Annotated in this window: 18 protein-coding genes; 13 read left to right on the forward strand and 5 right to left on the reverse strand. The window is 71.6% G+C overall.

Annotation, left to right across the window (positions count from 1 at the left end; all coding sequences use genetic code 11):
- Positions 1–20: 20 nt before the first annotated feature.
- The 3 genes from ABD324_RS16395 to ABD324_RS16405 form a co-directional block, all read right to left on the reverse strand.
- Positions 21–989: a cyclase family protein gene (locus ABD324_RS16395; RefSeq protein ID WP_344417486.1), complete on the reverse strand. Its 969-nt coding sequence runs from the start codon at positions 987–989 to the stop codon at positions 21–23.
- A 120-nt stretch (positions 990–1,109) separates the two neighbouring features.
- Entirely contained in the window at positions 1,110–1,844 is a 735-nt protein-coding gene (locus ABD324_RS16400) for a FadR/GntR family transcriptional regulator (protein WP_344417488.1), read from the reverse strand.
- 94 nt (positions 1,845–1,938) lie between these two features.
- Entirely contained in the window at positions 1,939–3,042 is a 1,104-nt protein-coding gene (locus tag ABD324_RS16405) for an ABC transporter substrate-binding protein (RefSeq protein WP_344417490.1), read from the reverse strand.
- 183 nt (positions 3,043–3,225) lie between these two features.
- On the opposite strand from ABD324_RS16405, the gene ABD324_RS16410 reads away from it, so the two are divergent.
- The 5 genes from ABD324_RS16410 to ABD324_RS16430 all read left to right on the forward strand — a co-directional run bounded on the left by ABD324_RS16410 (position 3,226) and on the right by ABD324_RS16430 (position 8,210).
- On the forward strand, positions 3,226–4,605 hold the full coding sequence (locus ABD324_RS16410; protein ID WP_344417492.1) for an amidohydrolase family protein: 1,380 nt from the start codon (positions 3,226–3,228) through the stop codon (positions 4,603–4,605).
- Positions 4,606–4,703: 98 nt separating this feature from the next.
- On the forward strand, positions 4,704–5,609 hold the full coding sequence (locus ABD324_RS16415; protein ID WP_344417494.1) for an acetaldehyde dehydrogenase (acetylating): 906 nt from the start codon (positions 4,704–4,706) through the stop codon (positions 5,607–5,609).
- Positions 5,606–6,646 carry a 4-hydroxy-2-oxovalerate aldolase gene (gene dmpG / locus ABD324_RS16420; RefSeq protein ID WP_344417496.1) on the forward strand — a complete coding sequence of 347 codons (1,041 nt, stop codon included), beginning with the start codon at positions 5,606–5,608 and terminating at the stop codon, positions 6,644–6,646. The genes ABD324_RS16415 and dmpG overlap by 4 nt, the downstream gene beginning before the upstream one ends.
- A complete protein-coding gene (locus ABD324_RS16425; RefSeq protein WP_344417498.1) occupies positions 6,643–7,455 on the forward strand; it encodes a 2-keto-4-pentenoate hydratase in 813 nt (270 codons plus the stop codon). The genes dmpG and ABD324_RS16425 overlap by 4 nt, the downstream gene beginning before the upstream one ends.
- Positions 7,452–8,210, forward strand: coding sequence for a 2-keto-4-pentenoate hydratase (locus tag ABD324_RS16430; protein WP_344417500.1), 759 nt, complete (start codon positions 7,452–7,454; stop codon positions 8,208–8,210). Before ABD324_RS16425 ends, ABD324_RS16430 begins: the two co-directional genes overlap by 4 nt.
- A 51-nt stretch (positions 8,211–8,261) precedes the next feature.
- On the opposite strand, the gene ABD324_RS16435 is transcribed toward ABD324_RS16430, so the two are convergent.
- Together ABD324_RS16435 and ABD324_RS16440 are read right to left on the reverse strand one after the other, a co-directional pair.
- Positions 8,262–9,014, reverse strand: a complete 753-nt coding sequence (locus tag ABD324_RS16435) for an IclR family transcriptional regulator (RefSeq protein ID WP_344417502.1) — start codon at positions 9,012–9,014, stop codon at positions 8,262–8,264.
- Positions 9,015–9,129: 115 nt separating this feature from the next.
- Positions 9,130–10,290 carry a 4-hydroxybenzoate 3-monooxygenase gene (locus tag ABD324_RS16440; RefSeq protein ID WP_344417504.1) on the reverse strand — a complete coding sequence of 387 codons (1,161 nt, stop codon included), beginning with the start codon at positions 10,288–10,290 and terminating at the stop codon, positions 9,130–9,132.
- A gap of 243 nt (positions 10,291–10,533) precedes the next feature.
- Between ABD324_RS16440 and ABD324_RS16445 the strand changes: the two genes are divergently transcribed.
- The 8 genes from ABD324_RS16445 (at position 10,534) to ABD324_RS16480 (ending at position 19,097) form a co-directional block, all read left to right on the forward strand.
- Positions 10,534–11,370: a mycofactocin-coupled SDR family oxidoreductase gene (locus tag ABD324_RS16445; RefSeq protein ID WP_344417506.1), complete on the forward strand. Its 837-nt coding sequence runs from the start codon at positions 10,534–10,536 to the stop codon at positions 11,368–11,370.
- The gene (locus tag ABD324_RS16450; protein WP_344417508.1) at positions 11,367–12,500 is read left to right on the forward strand and encodes an NDMA-dependent alcohol dehydrogenase; all 1,134 of its coding nucleotides are present in this window, start codon (positions 11,367–11,369) and stop codon (positions 12,498–12,500) included. Before ABD324_RS16445 ends, ABD324_RS16450 begins: the two co-directional genes overlap by 4 nt.
- A gap of 74 nt (positions 12,501–12,574) precedes the next feature.
- The gene (locus tag ABD324_RS16455; RefSeq protein WP_344417510.1) at positions 12,575–14,059 is read left to right on the forward strand and encodes a sugar ABC transporter ATP-binding protein; all 1,485 of its coding nucleotides are present in this window, start codon (positions 12,575–12,577) and stop codon (positions 14,057–14,059) included.
- Complete coding sequence (locus ABD324_RS16460; protein WP_344417512.1) at positions 14,056–15,072, forward strand: ABC transporter permease; 1,017 nt, start codon at positions 14,056–14,058, stop codon at positions 15,070–15,072. The genes ABD324_RS16455 and ABD324_RS16460 overlap by 4 nt, the downstream gene beginning before the upstream one ends.
- A gap of 25 nt (positions 15,073–15,097) precedes the next feature.
- Positions 15,098–16,210, forward strand: coding sequence for a sugar ABC transporter substrate-binding protein (locus ABD324_RS16465; protein WP_344417514.1), 1,113 nt, complete (start codon positions 15,098–15,100; stop codon positions 16,208–16,210).
- A complete protein-coding gene (locus ABD324_RS16470) occupies positions 16,210–16,548 on the forward strand; it encodes a hypothetical protein (RefSeq protein ID WP_344417516.1) in 339 nt (112 codons plus the stop codon). Before ABD324_RS16465 ends, ABD324_RS16470 begins: the two co-directional genes overlap by 1 nt.
- Positions 16,549–16,797: 249 nt before the next feature.
- Positions 16,798–17,982 carry an N-acetyltransferase DgcN family protein gene (locus ABD324_RS16475; protein WP_344417518.1) on the forward strand — a complete coding sequence of 395 codons (1,185 nt, stop codon included), beginning with the start codon at positions 16,798–16,800 and terminating at the stop codon, positions 17,980–17,982.
- The gene (locus ABD324_RS16480; RefSeq protein ID WP_344417520.1) at positions 17,979–19,097 is read left to right on the forward strand and encodes an alanine/ornithine racemase family PLP-dependent enzyme; all 1,119 of its coding nucleotides are present in this window, start codon (positions 17,979–17,981) and stop codon (positions 19,095–19,097) included. Before ABD324_RS16475 ends, ABD324_RS16480 begins: the two co-directional genes overlap by 4 nt.
- Positions 19,098–19,102 lie beyond the last annotated feature (5 nt).

The following is a 19,102-nucleotide window of genomic DNA, read 5'->3' on the forward strand; positions in this document are numbered from 1 at the left end:
GTTCTGGGAGGGCGAGCGGATCAGAGGACGACCTGGGGATTGACCGGCGAGCCGACCGCGTACGTGATCGGCAGCGGCGGCGCGCTGAACAGGAACTCCCGGCGCCCGATCTCCGCACACCGGGTGCCGAGACCCTCGAGGTCGAAGATCTCGCCGACCCACAGACCCATGTAGACGATCAGGATGATGTGCAGGGGCTGGAAGACGTCCTTCGTCTCGTTCGGGAGGACCTCCATCCCCCAGGTGTCGGTGGCCACCCCGGCGACGTCGTGCTCGTGCAGCCACTCCGGCGCGGAGAGCCCCAGGCCGGGGGCGTCGCCGCCGGCGTAGTCCTCCCAGGCGCCCCGGCGACGGACCTCGCCGACCTGCCCCGTACGGACCAGCACGAAGTCCCCGGCCCGCACCTCGGTGCCCTGCGCGGCGGCACAGCCCTCGAGCTCGGCCCGGCCGATCACGAACCCGGGTTCGAGGGAGTCCACCCCGCGCCAGCGCGCGATGTCGAGCAGGACGCCGCGGCCCGTCATCTTGTCCTGGGCCACGGTGATGTCGCTCTTGCGCGCCCCGAGGCTGGAGATCTCCGACGCCGGGATGCCGTTGTACATCGTGCCGTCGTACATGATGTGGCTCAACGCGTCCCACTGCGTCCCACACTGCAACGGCATGATGATGATGTCGTCGGCGGACCGGATGTAGGCGTCCCGGCCCTTGTAGAAGTCGCGCGGCGTGGTGCCCGCGAGCGCGTCGTTGCCGTCGCGGATCATCATGTGGATCGGGTTGAACCGGCCGAAGCCACCGGTCTGCGGACCGGCCGAGTTGTACGGCAGCCCGAGCGAGATCACCTCGCCGAGCTCCACGGTGGCGGCGCCGGCCCGAACCGACTCGGGTGTGATCAGGTTGAGCGTTCCCAGCTCGTCGTCGGTGCCCCAGCGGCCCCAGTTCGAACACGACTCGCCGATCCTGCGGACATCGTCGATGCACGGCTCGACCACGCTGACCCCCATTGGTCCGATCGAGAGGTATTAGGGAATACATCAGAGTTATAGCCAGCGCGGACCGGTCGAGTCAACAGGCCGGTGCGCGCTCCTTGTTCGGCCCGGAGACCGAGGCTCCTACTCGACCCGCAGGCCGAGGTGGACCCGCCAGATGTCGCTGATCGCCGCGAGGTGGGACTCCATCGCCTCGGCCGCCGCCGCGCCGTCCCGGCGCGTGATGGCGTCGACGATCCGCGCGTGGTCGTCGTCCGTGTGGATCGCGCCCGGCTCGTGCTTGCGCACGGTCTCCATCAGCACGTCGTACACCGGCTTGGCCAGGGCCGAGATCAGCCGGTTCTGGGAGGCCTCCAGCACGGCGAGGTGGAAGTCCGTGTGGTCGACGACCCGCTCCTCCGGCCCGGCGGCCGTCCGCTTCGCCTTCGACGTCCGCACGATCCGGGCCAGCTGTTCCTCGGTCCGCCGCTCGGCGGCGAGCCGCGCGGCGGGTACCTCCAGCAGGATCCGGGCCTCGATGACCTCGGCGACCTCGAGGACGTCCGAGGTGACGAGCACCGAGAGCCGGCTGCGCAGGGCCTCGCTGACGAGCGCCGGGTCCGGCCGGCGGACGAACGTGCCGCCGGTCGTGCCCCGCGACGTCTCGACCAGGCCCTCGGAGGTGAGTACCCGCAGGGCCTCGCGCACCGTGGTGCGCGAGACCTTGAGCATCTTCGCGAGGTCCGCCTCGGTGGGCAGCCGATCGCCGACCTTGAGCTGACCGGACCCGATGAGGGTCCGCAACTTGACCGAGACCTGCTCGTACGCGGGGCGGACCGGGTCGATGGACAGCCCGTTGACGACACCGTTCGCAGCCATCGGCCCCCATCTCACGGGCCGGCCGGACGAACGATCCGGCCGACCCTCGACCTTTGCTCGGAGACTACATCACGTCATACCCCAGACTTTTTGCTCACTTTCCACGACCGGCCGTGAGGTCCGTGACCTTCTTCTGCATCGCCGGGTCCAGGAGCTTGAACGCCGCGTCCGCCGGACCGTTGGCGATGAGCTGTGCCGCCTTGGCCTCGTCGAGACCCGGGATGGGCGCGTTCTGCCCGCTCGCCTGCAGCACCCGCGACGCGGTGAGCAGGTCGCTCGGCTTCACCTTCAGGTCCGGCCGGAAACCACCGGTCGTCACGTACTCGTAGGCCTGGGCGGCGGCCGAGCGGTCGACCTCGGCCTCCTTGGCGAGGATGTCGATCACCCGGTCCTTGTTCGCCGGGTCGTAGAGGAAGACCTCGGCCTCCATGACCGCCGCCAGCATCCGCGCGGCGACCTCCGGGCGCTGCCCGTAGAACTTCTCCGTCGACACGATGCCGAAGAAGGGGAAGTCGGTCATGCCCGGGACCTGGGAGGAGCGGGCGAGGACCTTGTAGCCCATGGCCTCGAGCTGCCCGACCTCCGGCGGCACCGTGGCGACGCAGGCGACCTGGCCCGTGTTGAGCGCGGCGACCTTCGGGGCCAGACCGGCGGAACCGAACGCCGTCACCTCGTAGTCGGTGCCCGCCTTCATCGTCCCGTTCGAGAGGCCGGTGATCATCATCTTGATGTAGAGCCCGTCGACCGCGTTGGGCACCTGGGCGCCGCAGGTCTTGCCGCGCAGGTCCTGGACGCTGTTCACGCTCTTCGGCGAGATCAGGGTGTAGGGCAGCTTGTCGTAGCCCATCGCGATCCACTTCACCGCCGGGGCGTTGGCCTGCGCCTGCATCCCCGCGTCGAAGGTCGGACCGGTCAGGTCGACTTCGCCGGCCAGGAGCGCGGTGATGGCGGCCGCCGAGGTCGGCGCGAGGATCCGGTCGAGCTTGATCTTGTACTTGTCGAACATCCCCTCGTTGAGGGCGATGAGGTAGAACCAGTTGCCCGCGTTGGCCTTCGAGACCCCGCCGAGCTTCACGGTCTCGACCGCGCCGCTCGCCGCGGAGGGGGTCGTCGAGCCCGATCCCGAGCCTCCGCCGCACGCCGCGACGAAGAGGAGGACAGCGGCGATGACGCCGGCTGCGACCCTCGTGGTTCTCATGCTTCCTCCAGGTGTGGGCACCGTTGCGCACATGCGGAGCAGGCCCTCGAAGGGCACTTCAGGGGGCTGCGACAGATGGAGACGTAGGTCACATCAATAAGACTGATGTATCCTGCTTTGGACGTTTAGCGTTGTCAAGCATTCGCGGTACGGAACAGCTCCGACTCGAAGGAGAGTGAGCCGATGTCCGAGGTCGTCGACACCAGCCCTGCGGCGCGCGCCAGGGGCGCGGCGGGTCTGCCGTACATGATCGTCTCCACGGACGACCATGCCGGCCCGAAGCCGTCGACCTACCTGCGCGAGTACTGCCCCGCCGACTACCTCGACGTGTTCGACGCGGCCTGTCTCGAGCAGGATGCGTTGGCGCGCAAGCACGACGACGAGGTCGCCACGTCGCGCCGGCGGATCGCCGAGGGCACGGGCACGGTCGCCGACCTCTCGCTCGACCAGCTCGGCAAGACCCGCGAGTGCGCCGGGCACCACGACGTGAACGTGCGCCTGCGGGACATGGACGCCGACGGCATCACCGCGCAGGTGATCTTCGCCGGCGGCCAGAACGACACCGAGCTGCCCTGGGTCGGGTTCGGCTGGAACGCCGGCCCCAAGAAGAACCGACACCTGCGCGAGGTGTCCTACCGGATGTGGAACCACTGGCTCTCGGACTACATCAGCCCGGCGCCGGAGCGGCTGCTCGGCGTCATGCAGATCCCGATCTGGGACGTCGACGCGGCGATCCGCGAGCTCCACTGGGGCGCCGAGCGCGGGCTGCACGTGGTGAACCTGCACGCGCCCCGCGAGGACTACGAGCCCTACACCAACCTCTGCTACGACCCCTTCTGGGCGGCGTGCGAGGAGGTGGGCGCCACCCTGGCCACCCATGCCGGCGCGAGCGCCCCGTACGCGCGGGACACGCGCGGCATGAACCTGCTCTACCTCTCGGAGTTCCACTGGTACGGCAACCGGGGGCTCACCCAGCTGATCCTGGGCGGGGTGTTCGAGCGGTTCCCGCGCCTGAAGCTGGTGATGACCGAGCAGCGGGTGGACTTCGCGCCGGGCATGATCCGCCACCTGGACTCGCTCTACCACAACCGCAAGGTGCAGCTGAGCCCCGCGGCCGACGGCGGGATCATCGCCCCGGACTGGCCGTCGGTCACCGACCTGTCCGACGACGAGCAGCCGCTGGCCACGCTGCGCTCCCCCGGCGAGTACTGGCGGGAGAACTGCTACCTCTCCGGCAGCTTCCTGGCGCCCTTCGAGGTCGCGCAGCGCCACGACATCGGGCTGGACAACCTGCTGTGGGGCGCGGACTACCCGCACTGCGAGGGCACCTGGCCGGACACGGACGTCGCGCTGCGCAACACCTTCGGGCCGATCCCGGAGGACGACACGCGGCAGATCCTCGGGGAGAACGCCGTCGACGTGTACCACCTCGACCGCGCGAAGCTCCGCGCGATCGCGGACCGGATCGGGCCGCGCCCCGAGGACCTGCGGGAGCCCGTCGACCCGGGCGAGATCCCGGCCGGGCGGAGCTGGGCCTTCCGGGAGCAGGCGAACTTCACCTGAGCCGGGCCCGCCGGCGCCGTGGTCGTTCGGCGGTCCGGCGTTCCACTGAGTGAGCCGCTCCCTCGCCCGTCGCGGGCCGGGGGTGCGACAGTGGCGCCATGCAGCAGCAGAAGATCCCGGCGGCGATCGTCGGGCCCGGGAACATCGGGACGGACCTGCTGGCGAAGCTCGCCGGCAGCCCGGTGCTCGACGTCCGCCAGGTCGTCGGCGTCGTCGAGTCGGACGGGCTCGCCCGCGCCCGCGCCCGCGGGATCGAGGCCAGCGCCGAGGGGGTGGACTGGCTGCTGCGGCAGGATCCCCTGCCGCAGATCGTGTTCGAGGCGACCTCGGCGAAGGCCCACGCGGCCAACGCCCCGCGCTACGCCGAGGCCGGCATCCAGGCCGTCGACCTGACGCCGGCGCACCTGGGCCCGATGGTCTCGCCCGCGGTCAACGGCGCCGACCACATCGGCTCGCCCAACGTCTCCATGATCACCTGTGGCGGCCAGGCGACGATCCCGATCGTCAAGGCCGTCTCGCGGATCACGCCGGTGCCCTACGCCGAGATCGTCGCGTCCATCGCGTCCCGCTCGGCCGGGGCCGGCACCCGGGCGAACATCGACGAGTTCACCCACACCACCGGGCAGGCCGTGGCCGAGGTCGGCGGCGCCGCCCGCGGCAAGGCGATCATCATCCTGAACCCGGTCGAGCCGCCGATGATCATGCGCGACACCGTGTACTGCATGATCGGCGCCGACGCCGACCGCGCCGCGATCACGGCGTCGGTCCACGACATGGTCGCGGCCGTGCAGGAGTACGTGCCCGGCTACACCCTGCGCGCCGAGCCGCAGTTCGACGAGCCCGCCGACGTCTGGGGCGGCAACGCCCGCGTCGCGGTGTTCCTCGAGGTCAAGGGCAACGGCGACTACCTGCCGCCCTACGCCGGCAACCTGGACATCATGACCGCAGCGGCCGCCCGGATCGGCGAGCTGATGGCGCGCGCGAAGCTGGAGGCCGCAGCATGAGCAACAGCACCAGACCCGTTCTGCCCCACGACGTCCGCATCATCGACACCACCCTGCGCGACGGCAGCCACGCCATGGCGCACCGGTTCACCGAGACCCAGGTCCGCGAGACCGTGCGCGCGCTCGACGCGGCCGGGATCGAGTGGATCGAGGTCAGCCACGGGGACGGCGTCGGCGGCTCGTCGTTCAACTACGGCTTCTCGGGCACCGACGAGACGACCCTCGTCGCCGCCGCCCGTGAGGAGGCCCGGCAGGCGCGGATCGCGGTCCTGCTGGTGCCGGGAATCGGGACCGTCGACGATCTCAAGCGGGCGCACGACGCCGGCGCGGAGATGGTGCGGGTGGCAACCCACTGCACCGAGGCCGACGTGTCCCCGCAGCACTTCGCCGCGGCCCGTGAGCTCGGCATGGAGACCGCCGGGTTCCTGATGATGGCGCACAAGACCGATCCGGAGTACCTGGCGAAGCAGGCCCGGATCATGGTCGACGCCGGCTGCCACGCCCCGTACGTCACGGACTCCGCGGGCGCGCTGCTCATGCACGAGGCGAAGGCCCGCTTCGAGGCCCTCGTGGCCGAGGTCGGGGACGAGGCGTACGTCGGCTACCACGGCCACCAGAACCTGGCGTTCGGCGTGGCCAACTCCGTGATCGCGCAGGAGGTCGGGGTCAAGTACATCGACGGCTCGCTGTGCGCCCTCGGGGCCGGCGCGGGCAACTCCCCCACCGAGGTCCTCGCCGCGGTGTTCTCCCGGCTCGGCATCGACACCGGGCTGGACGCCGGCCTGCTGCTCGACGCGGCCGAGGAGGTCGTGCGGCCGTACCTGCCGCGCTGGCCCAAGATGGACCGCAACGCGATCGTGCAGGGCTGGTCCGGGGTCTACTCGAGCTTCCTGCTCCACGCCGAGCGGGCCGCCGAGCGCTACAAGGTCCCGGCCCACGCGATCCTGCGGCGGTGCGGCGAGCTCGGCTACGTCGGCGGCCAGGAGGACATGATCATCGACGTCGCGCTCGCCCTGGCCGAGGAGCAGGCCGCGTGAGCACCGAGCCGGAGGTGCGGATCCGCACCGTGCAGGAGAAGGCGCGCGCGCTCCACGAGGCGCGGCGGACCCGGGTCCCGATCGCCCCGTTCACCGACGCCGAGCCGGGCCTCGGGATGGCGGACGGCTACGCGATCCAGCAGGAGCTCGTGCAGCTCCTGCTCGCCGACGGGGACCGGATCGTCGGCCACAAGGTCGGGCTCACCGCGGCGCCGATGCAGAAGGCCCTGGGCATCGACAGCCCGGACTACGGTCCGGTGCTCGCCTCCACCGTCTACCAGGACGGCGACACCGTCCCGACGGAGCGGTTCATCTCCCCCAAGATCGAGGCCGAGATCGTCTTCGTGCTCGGGGAGCGGCTCGAGGGCCCCGGGGTCACCGTCACCCAGGCCCGCCGGGCGATCTCCGGCGCGGTCGCGGGGATGGAGATCATCGACTCGCGCATCGCCGACTGGCGGATCAAGCTCGCGGACACCGTCGCCGACCTGGCGTCCAACGGGGCCATGGCGACCTCGAGCCGGGTCGTGCCGCTGGCCGACGGTGCCGACTCCTGGGATCCCCGGCTCATCGGCATGGTGCTGACCCGCAACGGCGAGCTGGTCGACACCGGAGCGGGCGCGGCGGCCCTCGGCGATCCCGTGGCCGTCGTCGCCTGGCTCGCCAACACCCTCGGCGAGCACGGTGTCGCCCTCGAACCCGGACACCTGATCATGACGGGCGCCCTGCACGTGGCCGTCCCGATGAGCCCGGGCGACGTCTTCCGGGCCGAGTTCGACCGGCTGGGCCCGGTGACCGTGAAGGTCTCGTGAACGTCTACGAGCTGGCGGTCCGCCTGTCGAAGGCGGTCGCGGACCGTACCGCGATCACCAGGCTGACGGACGAGTTCCCCGAGCTCGACCTCGCGGCCGCGTACCGGGTGCAGCGCGAGCTGCGCTCGGCGGCGGGCGACCTGGCGGGCTGGAAGCTCGGACTCACGTCCCGTGCCAAGCAGGCCCAGGTCGGCGTCACGAACCCGATCCACGGCTTCCTCGCGGCGGCCGGGGCCGTGGACCTGGGCGAGCCGCTCGACACGTCGGCGCTGATCCAGCCGCGCTGCGAGCCGGAGATCGTGTTCACCCTCGGCCGGGACCTCGAGGGCGCCCACGTGACGGCGGCGGACGTCGTGGCCGCGTCCTCCGGTGTCGCCGTGGGCATCGAGGTCCTCGACTCCCGGTTCGTCGACTACGACTTCACCACGGCGGACGTCGTCGCGGACAACACCTCGGCGAGCCGGTACGTCGTCGGCACGCCGGTGGCACCGGTGGGGATCGACCTGCGCCTGGTCGGCGTGGTGCTCGAGAAGAACGGCGTGGTCGCCGGGACCGCGGCCGGCGCGGCGTCGCTGGGCCATCCGGCCGCGGCCGTCGCCTGGCTCGTGCGGCAGCTCGCCACCGAGGGCGAGGGGCTCGCGGCCGGGCAGATCGTGCTGTCCGGCGGGCTGACCGCCGCCGTCCCGGTCGCTCCCGGTGACGTCGTCACCGCGTCGATCGCCCGGTTGGGGACCGTCGAGCTGGGCTGCCGTTAGGGAGTGTCTGACGGATCGCCGTCGGGCCGGCGGTGGTCCGTCAGACGCTCCCTATCGCTCGCCCAGGTCGCTCCAGGCGGAGCGGGCGAAGGCCGGGTTGCGGCCGGCCTCGCGGCTCAACGCGCTCGCCGAGGTCTGGACCGCCATGCCGAGCTGTACCGGATCGACGTCGCCCACCCGTGCGGTCACGGAGAGCGCCGCGATCACGGCCCCCGCGGGTCGCCGGATCGGCGCCGCCGCGCACCACACCCCCGGCCCGGACTCCTCGCGCTCGTAGGCCACGCCGTGCTCCCGGACCGCGGCCAGCTCGCGGCGGAAGGCGGCCTCGCCGGTGATCGTCCCCGGACCGACGGCGGGCAGCCCCGCCGCCACGACGGCGTCGACCACCGTCGGTTCGGCCCAGGCCAGCATGGCCTTCCCGACGCCGGTGGCGTGGGCGGGCAGCCGGCCACCCACCCGGGACGCCATCGGCGGTGCGGTGCGGCTGCGCAGCTTGGCGACGTAGACGACCTCGGCCCCGTCGAGCACCGCGAGGTGCACGGTCTGGCGGGTCGCGTTGCGCAGGTCCGCCATGTTCGCGAGCGCGAGGTCCCGCAGCTCCCGGGGCCGGGCCGCCCGCTCGCCGAGCTCGAAGAACCGCAGCCCCACCCGGACCGACATCCCGGACCGCTCCAGGAACCCGTGCTCGACGAGCTCGGCCACGAGCCGCGAGACGGTGGCCTTGGCCAGCCCGGTGCGCCGCGCGATCTCGGCGATCCGCAGCTCCGAGTCCTCCGGGGCGAAGGCCTCGAACACACGGGACACGCGCCCGATCATCGACACCGGGACGTCCTGCCGCGCCTGCACCACACGGCATTGTGGCAGGCCGCTCCGGCAGGCGGGAGCGGTCACGGTCCGCCGCGTCGCAGCCGGCCCCCGTTCAGAAGCCGATGGGCAGGCCCGCGTAGTTCTCGGCGAGCCCCGTGGCCCCCGCGGTGCTCGACGCGACCCACTGCAGCTGCGAACGCTGCAGCTGGGCGTCGAACTGGTCGCCCGTGGCGTGCAGCATGGTGGTCATCCACCAGGAGAAGTGGGTACAGCGCCAGACCCGGCGCAGCGCGACGTCGGAGTAGGCGTCGGCAGGTCCGGAGTCCTTGTGGCGCAGCAGCGCCGCGAGCGCGGGGGCGAGCAGCGCGACGTCCGCGACCGCGAGGTTCAGGCCCTTCGCGCCGGTGGGCGGCACGATGTGGGCGGCGTCGCCGGCCAGGAAGAGCCGGCCGTGGCGCATCGGCTGCTGCACGAAGGACCGCATGGGCAGCACGGACTTCTCGGTGACCGGGCCGGGCCGCAGCGTCCACCCGTCCAGGCCGAGGCGCGCGTCCAGCGCCGACCAGATGCGGTCGTCGGACCAGTCGGCGACGTCCGTGCTGTGGGGAACCTGCAGGTAGAGCCGGGAGACGGTGGCCGATCGCATCGAGTGCAGGGCGAAGCCGTCCGGGTGCCAGGCGTAGATCAGCTCGTCCGTCGACGGCGCGACGTCCGCCAGGATCCCCAGCCACGAGTACGGGTAGGTCCGCTCCCACGTCACCGGGTTCGGGACGGCCGCGCGGGACGGGCCGAACGATCCGTCGCACCCCACGACCACCTCCGCGTCGAGCCGCTCGGACCGGCCGTCCGTCGTGTAGGTCACGAAGGGGTGCTCGGTGTCGAGGTCGTGCAGCGCCGTGTCGGCCACCTCGTAGACGACCTGCTGGCCCGCGGCGTCCCGGGCGCGGCCCAGGTCCTTCGTCACCTCGGTCTGCCCGTACACGGTGACGCCGCGCCCCACCAGGTCCACGAAGTCCAGGTGGTGCCGCTCGCCGGGCCAGTGCAGATGGATGCCGCGGTGCTGGTCGCCCTCGCGGTCGAGGCGCTCCCCCAGCCCGACCTCGCGCAGCAGGTCCACCGTGGACCGTTCCAGGATGCCGGCCCGGATCCGCGCCTCGACGTACACGCGCGAGCGGGTCTCGACGATCACGGACTCGACGCCGGCCCGGTCGAGCAGGTGGGCGAGCAGCAGTCCGGCCGGGCCGGCGCCGACGATGGCGACCTGGGTACGCATGCCCGCGAGTCTGACGGCCCGGGCTCCGACACACAGCGCTCCTTCCGCCGAGCGGTAGCCGGCACGATGGATGGTGGAATAGCGCCGGTTCGGCCGCCGCCACGCTCCAGTTGTATCACCCTCAAGACTTTTTTCCTCTATTCAAGACAGAACCCCTTGACACTGCCTGCCTGACATGACGACACTCACGCGTCTTCACTGATCGACGAACGTCTTGTAGAGCAGACAGACAAAGGGTCATCCATGACAGGTGGACGTGTCGCGGGCAAGGTCGCACTGGTCACTGGCGCTGCCCGCGGGCAGGGCCGCTCCCACGCGGTCCGGCTCGCCGAGGAGGGCGCGAGCATCATCGCGGTCGACGCCTGCAGTCCGATCGACAGCGTCGAGTACCCCCTCTCGTCCGCCGAGGACCTGAAGGAGACCCAGGCGCTGGTCGAGGCGCACGACGCCCGGATCATCACCGCGGTCGCCGACGTGCGGGACCAGGACGCGCTGAACGCCGCGGTCCGGGCCGGGATCGACGAGTTCGGCCGGCTCGACGTGGTCTGCGCCAACGCGGGCATCTCGTCGTTCGGGCGGGTCTGGGAGCTGTCCGACGAGCAGTGGCAGAACCTGCTCGACGTCAACCTCACCGGGGTCTGGCGCACCGTTCGGGCCGCGATCCCCGCGATGATCGAGGCGGGCAACGGTGGATCGCTGATCCTCACGGCGTCGTTCGCCGCGAACAAGGGCGTGCCGAACATCGGGCACTACGTGTCCTCGAAGCACGGCGTGGTCGGGCTCATGCGGACCCTCGCGGTCGAGCTGGCCGAGCACCGCATCAGGGCCAACACGGTGAACCCGTCGTCCGTCGGCACGGGGATGTTCTTCAACTCCCAGACGTACGGGTTCTTCCGGCCGGACCTGGAGAACCCTGGGCGGGAGGACATGGCGGAGGTCGCGCAGACCCTCAACACCTTCCCGGTGCCCTGGATGGAACCGGTGGACATCAGCAACGCCGTGGTCTACCTGGCCTCGGACGAGGCCCGGTACGTCACGGGCGCGCAGTTCGCGATCGACGCCGGGGCGGTGGGCAAGTGACGGGCACGATCACGACCAAGGGCGCCCTGCTGCACAAGCCCGGGACCCGGTCGGGCTGGAGCGTCGAGGAGATCCGCATCGACCCGCCCAAGGCGGGCGAGGCGCGGATCAAGCTCACCGCGTCCGGGCTGTGCCACTCCGACGACCACCTCGACACCGGCGACGTCGACCTCGGCGGCTGGGCCCCGGTGCTCGGCGGGCACGAGGGCGCCGGCGTGGTCCAGGAGGTGGGCCCGGACGTCACGCAGTTCGCGCCCGGCGACCACGTCGTCATGTCGTTCATGCCCTCCTGCGGGCACTGCGCGATGTGCGTCAAGGGCTACTCCACGCTCTGCGACCTCGGCGCCGGGGTGCTCGGCGGCACCTCGCCGGACGGCACGCACCGCGTCTTCACCGCCGACGGCACGGGCGTGGGCTGCATGTCCTACCTGGGCACCTTCGCCCCGTATGTCTGCGTGCCCACCAATGCGCTGGTGAAGATCGACCCGGACGTCCCGTTGCTGCCCGCCGCGCTGCTCGGCTGCGGCGTGCCGACGGGCTGGGGTTCCGCCGTGTACGCCGCGGACATGGAGATCGGCGACATCGTCGTCGTCATCGGCACCGGCGGCGTCGGCATGAACGCCGTGCAGGGCGCGAAGCACCGCGGCGCGCGCGTGATCGTCGCCGTGGACCCGGCCGAGTTCAAGCGGTCGCAGGCGCCCCTGTTCGGGGCGACGCACACGGCATCGACCTGGGACGAGGCCGCCGGTCTGGTCGCGGGCATGACCAACGGCCAGGGTGCCGACCGCGTGATCATCACGATGGGCGTGGTGCCGCCGGAGGTCATGCACCCCGCCCAGTCGATGCTGCGCCGCGGCGGCACGATGGTGCTCACGGGTGTGGTGCCGATGGGCGTGCACGACGTGAAGCTCGATCTCTTCGACTACGTCATGTCCGGCAAGCGGCTGCACGGCTCGCTCTACGGCGACACCAACGCCCGCGCGGACATCCCGCTGCTCACCCGCCTCTACCGCGACGGGACGCTCAAGCTCGACGAGCTGATCACCCGCACCTACGCGCTCGAGGACATCAACCAGGCGTTCGCCGACATGCACGCCGGACACAACCTCCGCGGCGTCATCGTCTACTGACGGACCCCGCTCCCCCGGCGGGCGGTCCCCGTGGACCGCCCGCCATCCGGTGCTGCCCTCAGGAAGGAGGCGCGATGCACGTGCTCGACATCCGGGGGCTCGGCAAGACCTTCCCCGGCACGACCGCGCTCGACGGCGTGGACCTCGAGGTCCGGGACGGCGAGATCCACGCCCTGGTCGGCCAGAACGGCTCGGGCAAGTCCACGCTGATCAAGGTCCTTGCCGGCTACCACGAGCCTGACCCCGGATCGGAGATCCGGCTGTGCGGGGAACCGTTGACGCACACCGCGATCGCCGACCACCAGCGGCTGCGGTTCGTGCACCAGGACCTCGGGCTGTTCCTCGAGCTGTCCGCGGTGGACAACCTGGCGCTGCGCAGCGAGTTCCTCACCTCCGGCGGCCGCATTCGCTGGCGGGCGCAGACCGAGCGCACGCTCGAGCTCCTCGCGGACTTCGCCGTGGACCTCGACGTCCGCGCGCCGCTGTCCGCCGCCACCCCGGTCCAGCGCACGATCGTCGCGATCGCCGCGGCGCTCGCGGGCTGGGAGGGCGGGGCCGGACTGCTGGTGCTCGACGAGCCGACCGCCGTGCTGCCCCCGGCGGAGGCCACGCACCTGCTGGAGATCGTCCGGCGGGTGCGGGACAGGGGCACCAGCATTCTCTACGTCTCCCATCGGCTCGACGAGGTGCTGGCCGTCGCGGACCGGGTGACCGTGCTGCGCGGGGGCCGGCTGATCGCGACGCGACCGACGGCGGGCGAGAGCCCGGGCACGCTGGCCTCGCTGATGGCGGGCGACGAGGTCGACGCCGGGTACCGCGCCGGGCTCCCGGCCGCCGAGGGGAACCCCCTTGCGCTCAGCGCCCGTGACCTGCGCGGACGTTACCTCGACGGGGTCTCGCTGGACCTTCACGAGGGCGAGATCCTCGGCGTCGCAGGGCTTCCCGGGTCGGGCGCCACCGAGCTCGCGGTCGCGCTGGCCGGCACGATCCCGCGCGCCACCGGCACCGTCCGCCTCGGCGACGGGCCGGAGGCGCCCGTCGCCAAGGCCCGGCTCGACCTGCCGATCGTCCCCTCCGACCGGCTGCGCGACGCCGTCATCCCCGGGATGTCGGTGGCGGAGAACCTGACGGTCTCGGTGCTCGACCGGCTGCGGGCCGGGCCGGCGCTCGCGCACCGCCGCGAGGCGGGCACGGTCTCCCGCTGGATGGAGGCCGTGCGGGTCAAGGCTTCCGGGCCGGACGCCGCGATCACCACGCTCTCCGGCGGCAACCAGCAGAAGGTGATGATCGCCCGCTGCCTGGCCCGTGACCCGTCGGTGCTGCTGCTGTGCGACCCGGCCGCGGGGGTGGATCCGGCTGCGCGGCAGGCGATCTACGAGCTGGTCGCCGAGCGGGCCCGCGAGGGGTTGGCCCTGCTCGTCACCTCCGCCGACGTCGGGGACCTGCTCGCGCTGTGCACGCGGGTGCTGGTCCTCGCCGACGGACGGATCGTCCGCGAGCTGCGGGGCACCGAGATCACCGAGCACGAGCTCATCCGTGCCATGGAGGAACAGTCATGACCACCCTGAAGGACACGGCGACGGAGCCCGCCGCCGCGCCGTCGTCGCCGAGGCGCTCCCCGCGCTGGGCGGCGCTCGGGCCGCAGAACATCGGCGCCGTCTACATCCTGGCGCTGATCGTGATCGCGTTCTGCATCTACCTGCCCGTCAGCTATCCCACGCTGGCCACGGTCAAGCAGATCGCCAACGGCTACTCGCTCACCGCGATGGCCGCACTGGCGCTGGTGGTCCCGCTTGCCACCCGCACCTTCGACCTCTCCTTCGCCTACGTGATGACGCTGTCCGGGGTCACCGCCGCGCACTTCGTGGTCGGCGGGGTGAACCCGGTGCTGTCGATGGTGCTGGGGATGCTCGCGGCGCTGCTCATCGGCGCGGTCAACGGCGTCGTCGTGGTCGTGATGAAGATCGACTCCTTCATCGGGACGCTCGCCACGGGATCGCTCGTGCAGGCGTTCATCATCTTCTTCACCAACGACCAGATCATCTCCGGCGTGCAGCTGGCCGGAGGGTTCTCCCAGCTGGCCCAGGTCCAGATCGCCGGGTTCACCGGGCCCGCGGTCTACGCCGTCGTCCTCGCCGCGGTGCTGTGGTTCGTGCTGGAGCACACCGTGGCCGGCCGCCGGATCTACGCGGTCGGGTTCAACCCGGACGCCGCCCGGCTGGCGACGATCAACGTCGCTCGCATCCGCTTCACCGCGCTGCTCGTGTCCTCGGCGATCGCCGGGTTCGCCGGGCTGTGCCTGGCGTCGTCGCTGTCGTCGGGGTCGCCGACCTCCGGCACCGCGTACCTGCTGCCGGCCTTCGCCGCCGTGTTCGTGGGGGCGACCCAGCTCAAGAACGGCCGGTTCAACGCCTGGGGCACCTTGATCGCCGTCGTCATGCTCGGGGCGGGCACGGTCGGCCTCTCGCTGTCCGCCGCCCCCAACTACGCCGCCCAGATGTTCACCGGCGTGGTCCTCATCGGTGCGCTCGCCGCCACCGGTCTCCAACGCCGCCGCGTCCGCCGCGGCTGACCTCCTCCAGAACAACGGAGTCCCGATGAAGAGAATCCTGTTCGCCCTGGTGGCGGGCCTGAGCGCGCTGACGCTCGCGGCCTGCGGCGCCGGGGAGCAAGCGGCCTCCTCCGGCCCGGTCGACAAGGCCGGTGTGCAGAGGGCCAAGGACACGGTCGCGCAGTACAGCACGCGCCCGACCGAGCTCAACGTGACCGCCCCGGTCGGCAAGCCGGTGCCCACCGGCAAGACCGTCGACTTCATCAGCTGCGCGGCCGCCGACTGCAACGTGATCGCCGGGGTGCTCAAGGCTTCCGCCGAGAAGCTGGGCTGGACCCTGAACGTCATCAACTCCGACGGCAGCCCGGACTCCCAGCAGAAGGCCTTCGAGCAGATCGTCCGCGACAAGGCCGACGGCGCGATCTACATCGCGATCGACCGCAGCGTCTACGAGCGGTACCTGCCGCAGCTCAAGGCCAACGGCACCTGGCTGGTCAGCGCCTGCTCGGCCAACGAGCCCGGCAACGGCATCGACTACGCGATCTGCACCCCGGACCAGCAGAAGGGCGCCGGGGAGCTGATGGCCGCCTACATCGTCGCCGACTCGGGAGGGCAGGCGAACTCGGTCTACTTCAACGTCCCGGCCTTCGTGAACCTGGTGAAGATGCAGGACGAGTTCCTGGCCCGGATGAAGGACCTCTGCGCCTCGTGCCCGACCGCGACCCAGGACATCCCGGTGACCGCGCTGGGCAACGGCGTGCCGCAGCTGATCGTCGGCTACCTGCGCGCGCACCCGCAGGTGAACTACGTGTCGCTGTCGATCGACAGCCTCGCGGCGGGCCTGCCGGCGGCGCTCAAGGCGGCCGGCCTGGATCACGTCAAGATCGTGGGTGAGGGCGGCGGCGACACCACCTGGCAGTACATCAAGACCGGCGACCAGATCGCCTCGGTGCCCTCGCCGTTCGTCGAGACGTACCTGGCCGGGCTCGACTCGATCGTCCGCCACGTGAGCGGGGCGCCGCAGGTACCCTCGCAGCTCGCGCGGTTCTGGGTGGTCACCAAGGACAACGTGGGCGACACGGACGTCAAGGTCAACGGCACCCTGCCCGTGGTCGCCGGCAGCGATGCGATGTTCCAGAAGCTGTGGGGAGTGGCCTGATGTCGACGATGATCCACACGGTGTTCAGCGACGTCGTGTCCCCGGACCGGGAGGTGGAGTTCAACGACTGGTACTCCCGGATCCACGTCCCGGACGTCACCGCGATCCCCGGGGTCGTCTCCGCCCGCCGCTTCCGGGTCGCGGACCAGAAGAGCGCGTTCGACGGCGAGGTGGCCGGCGGCTGCCGTTACCTGGTGATCTATGAGCTCGACACGGACGATCCCGCGCAGGTGGAGAAGGAGATGCAGGCCCGCTTCGCGGACGGGCGCCTGCGGCCGACCGACACCATGGCGAGCTCACCGGCGCCCGTCGCGACGTACTACGACGAGATCCCCTGACACGGTGCGGGGCCGGCACACCGCCGGCCCCGCACCGGTCGACGCCGTCCGGGTGACGCATCCCACGTCCGGCACGGGGCGCTGAGCGGGCCGCGGAGGGTCGCAGCGGCCCGCGAACCGGGTCGGACCCGCTAGAGTTAACGCGCCGGTAATCTTGCCGGCCCTCAGGGCAGACCACTCGCTGACCGTTGGGCTCCTCGGCCCCGCTACGAACCCGTCGCCTTCTCTGAGACTTCTCAGAGGATCTCCATGTCGTCGCTCATCGGTGGTACCCCGTTCTCCAGTGCGCCCGAACGGAGCGAGTCGACCGCGCCGTCGGCGTCGTTCGCGCTCCCCGTCGGCTCCACGGCGATCGTCTACTGCGAGGCCCTCTTCGGCGAGCAGGACGGCAAGACCGCGAACGGCCTGGTCAGGCACTCGGAGAAGTACGAGATCCTCAGCGTCATCGACAGCACCCGGGCCGGGGCCGACTCGGGGAGCCTCCTCGACGGCACCGCGAACGGCATCCCCGTGCTCGCGTCGCTCGCGGAGTCCATCGCGCACGCCGGTCACGTGCCCGACTACCTCATCTGCGGGCTCGCCCCCGCCGACGGGCTGCTCTCGGACGACCAGCGCGTCGTGCTCCTCGACGGCATCGCCCGCGGGATGCACATCGTCAACGGCCTGCACGAGTTCCTCAACGACGACGCCGAGTTCGCCGCCGCGGCCATGATCGCCGGCGTGACCATCACCGACGTCCGCCGGCCGAAGGCCAAACGCGACCTTCACCTGTTCTCCGGGCGGATCGCCGACGTGACCTGCCCGCGGATCGCGGTCCTGGGGACGGACGGGGCGATCGGGAAGCGCACCACCGCCACCCTGCTGGTCCAGGCGCTGAACGCCCACGGGATCAGGGCGGTGATGGTCGGCACCGGCCAGACGACCCTGATCCAGGGCGGGAAGTACGGCGTCGCGCTGGACGCGCTGGTCCCCCAGTTCTGCTCGGGCGAGGTCGAGAACCAGGTCGTCGCCGCGTTCGAGGGCGAGGACCCGGACGTGATCGTGGTCGAGGGGCAGGGCGCGCTCAGCCACCCCGCGTACCTGACGTCCGCGCACATCCTGCGCGGCAGCCGCCCGGCCGCCGTGATCGTCCAGCACGCGCCGAAGCGCACCGTGCTCGGAGACTTCCCGATGGTGGCGATGCCGACGGTGGCCGGCGAGATCGCCCTCATCGAGGCCTTCGCCGACACCCGGGTCATCGGGGTCACGATCAACCACGAGGAGATGACCGAGGACGAGCTGGCCGCGGCGATCACGGAGCACGGCCGCAGCCTCGGTCTCCCCGTCACCGACCCCCTGACGCGCCCCGCGTCGGACCTGGTCGACATGGTCCTCGCGGCCTTCCCCGCACTCGCGAACACCGCACCGGTCAGCGACCCGACCACCACGGGGTGACGACGCCCCGGATACGGGCCGATCTCCACAAGATCGAACAGAACACGCGGACCCTGGTCGACCGGCTCTCGGCCGTGGGCATCCGGGTCACGGGCATCACCAAGGCCGCGCTCGGCTCCCCGGGGATCGGCGCGGCGATGCTCCGCGGGGGGGCGAGCGGCCTCGGCGACTCCCGCGTCCCGAACCTCGCGCGGCTGGCCGCGTCGGACACGTCGTCGCGGCGCACGCTGATCCGGTCACCGATGCTCAGCCAGGCGGCGTGCGTCGTCGGGGTGGCCGACGTCAGCCTGAACACCGAGTCCGTCGTCCTCGACGCGCTGGACCGCGCGGCGGCCGGCCGGAACCGCAGGCACGGGATCGTGCTCATGGTCGAGCTGGGCGACCTCCGCGAGGGGATCGCGCCCGCCGACGTCCCCGAGGCCGCCCGGGCGGTGCTGCGTCATCCGTCGCTGCGGCTCGTCGGGTTGGGCGGCAACCTCGCCTGCCAGCACGGGGTCGTGCCCGACGACCGCAACATGGGCGTCCTCACCGGACTGGTCGACGCCGTCGAGGCCCGCCACGGGATGTCCCTCGACGTCGTGTCCGGGGGCAACTCGGCCAACCTCGGCTGGGCCCTGACGACCGGCGCGGTCGGCAGGATCGACGAGCTCCGGCTCGGCGAGGCGATCCTGCTCGGCCTCGATCCGCTCCACCGGACACCGATCTCCGGCCTGCACACCGACGCGTTCACCCTGACCGCCGAGGTCATCGAGGTCGCGGTGAAACCGGCCCGGCCCTGGGGGGACCGCGCCCAGGCCGCCTACGGCGAGCCGCCGGCCCGCACCGGCAGCGGCACCGTCCGCCAGGCCATCCTGGCGATGGGCCAGCAGGACGTGGAGCTCGCCGGCCTGCAGCCGCCCGCCGGCATCGAGGTCCTCGGGATGAGCAGCGACCACCTCGTCGTCGACCACGGCGACCACGCGCTGGCCGTCGGCGACGAGATCGACTTCGGGGTCGGGTACGGGGCGCTCGTGCGGGCGATGACCTCGCCCTTCGTCACCACGGTCGAGCACTCCGGACCGCCCGTCCCGACAACCGACCGGGCAGGTGCAGTGCACGAGCGACGGGCGGGGTGACGGCC

Origin of the sequence: Pseudonocardia ailaonensis, from assembly GCF_039531635.1 — a bacterium.
GTDB lineage: Bacteria > Actinomycetota > Actinomycetes > Mycobacteriales > Pseudonocardiaceae > Pseudonocardia > Pseudonocardia ailaonensis.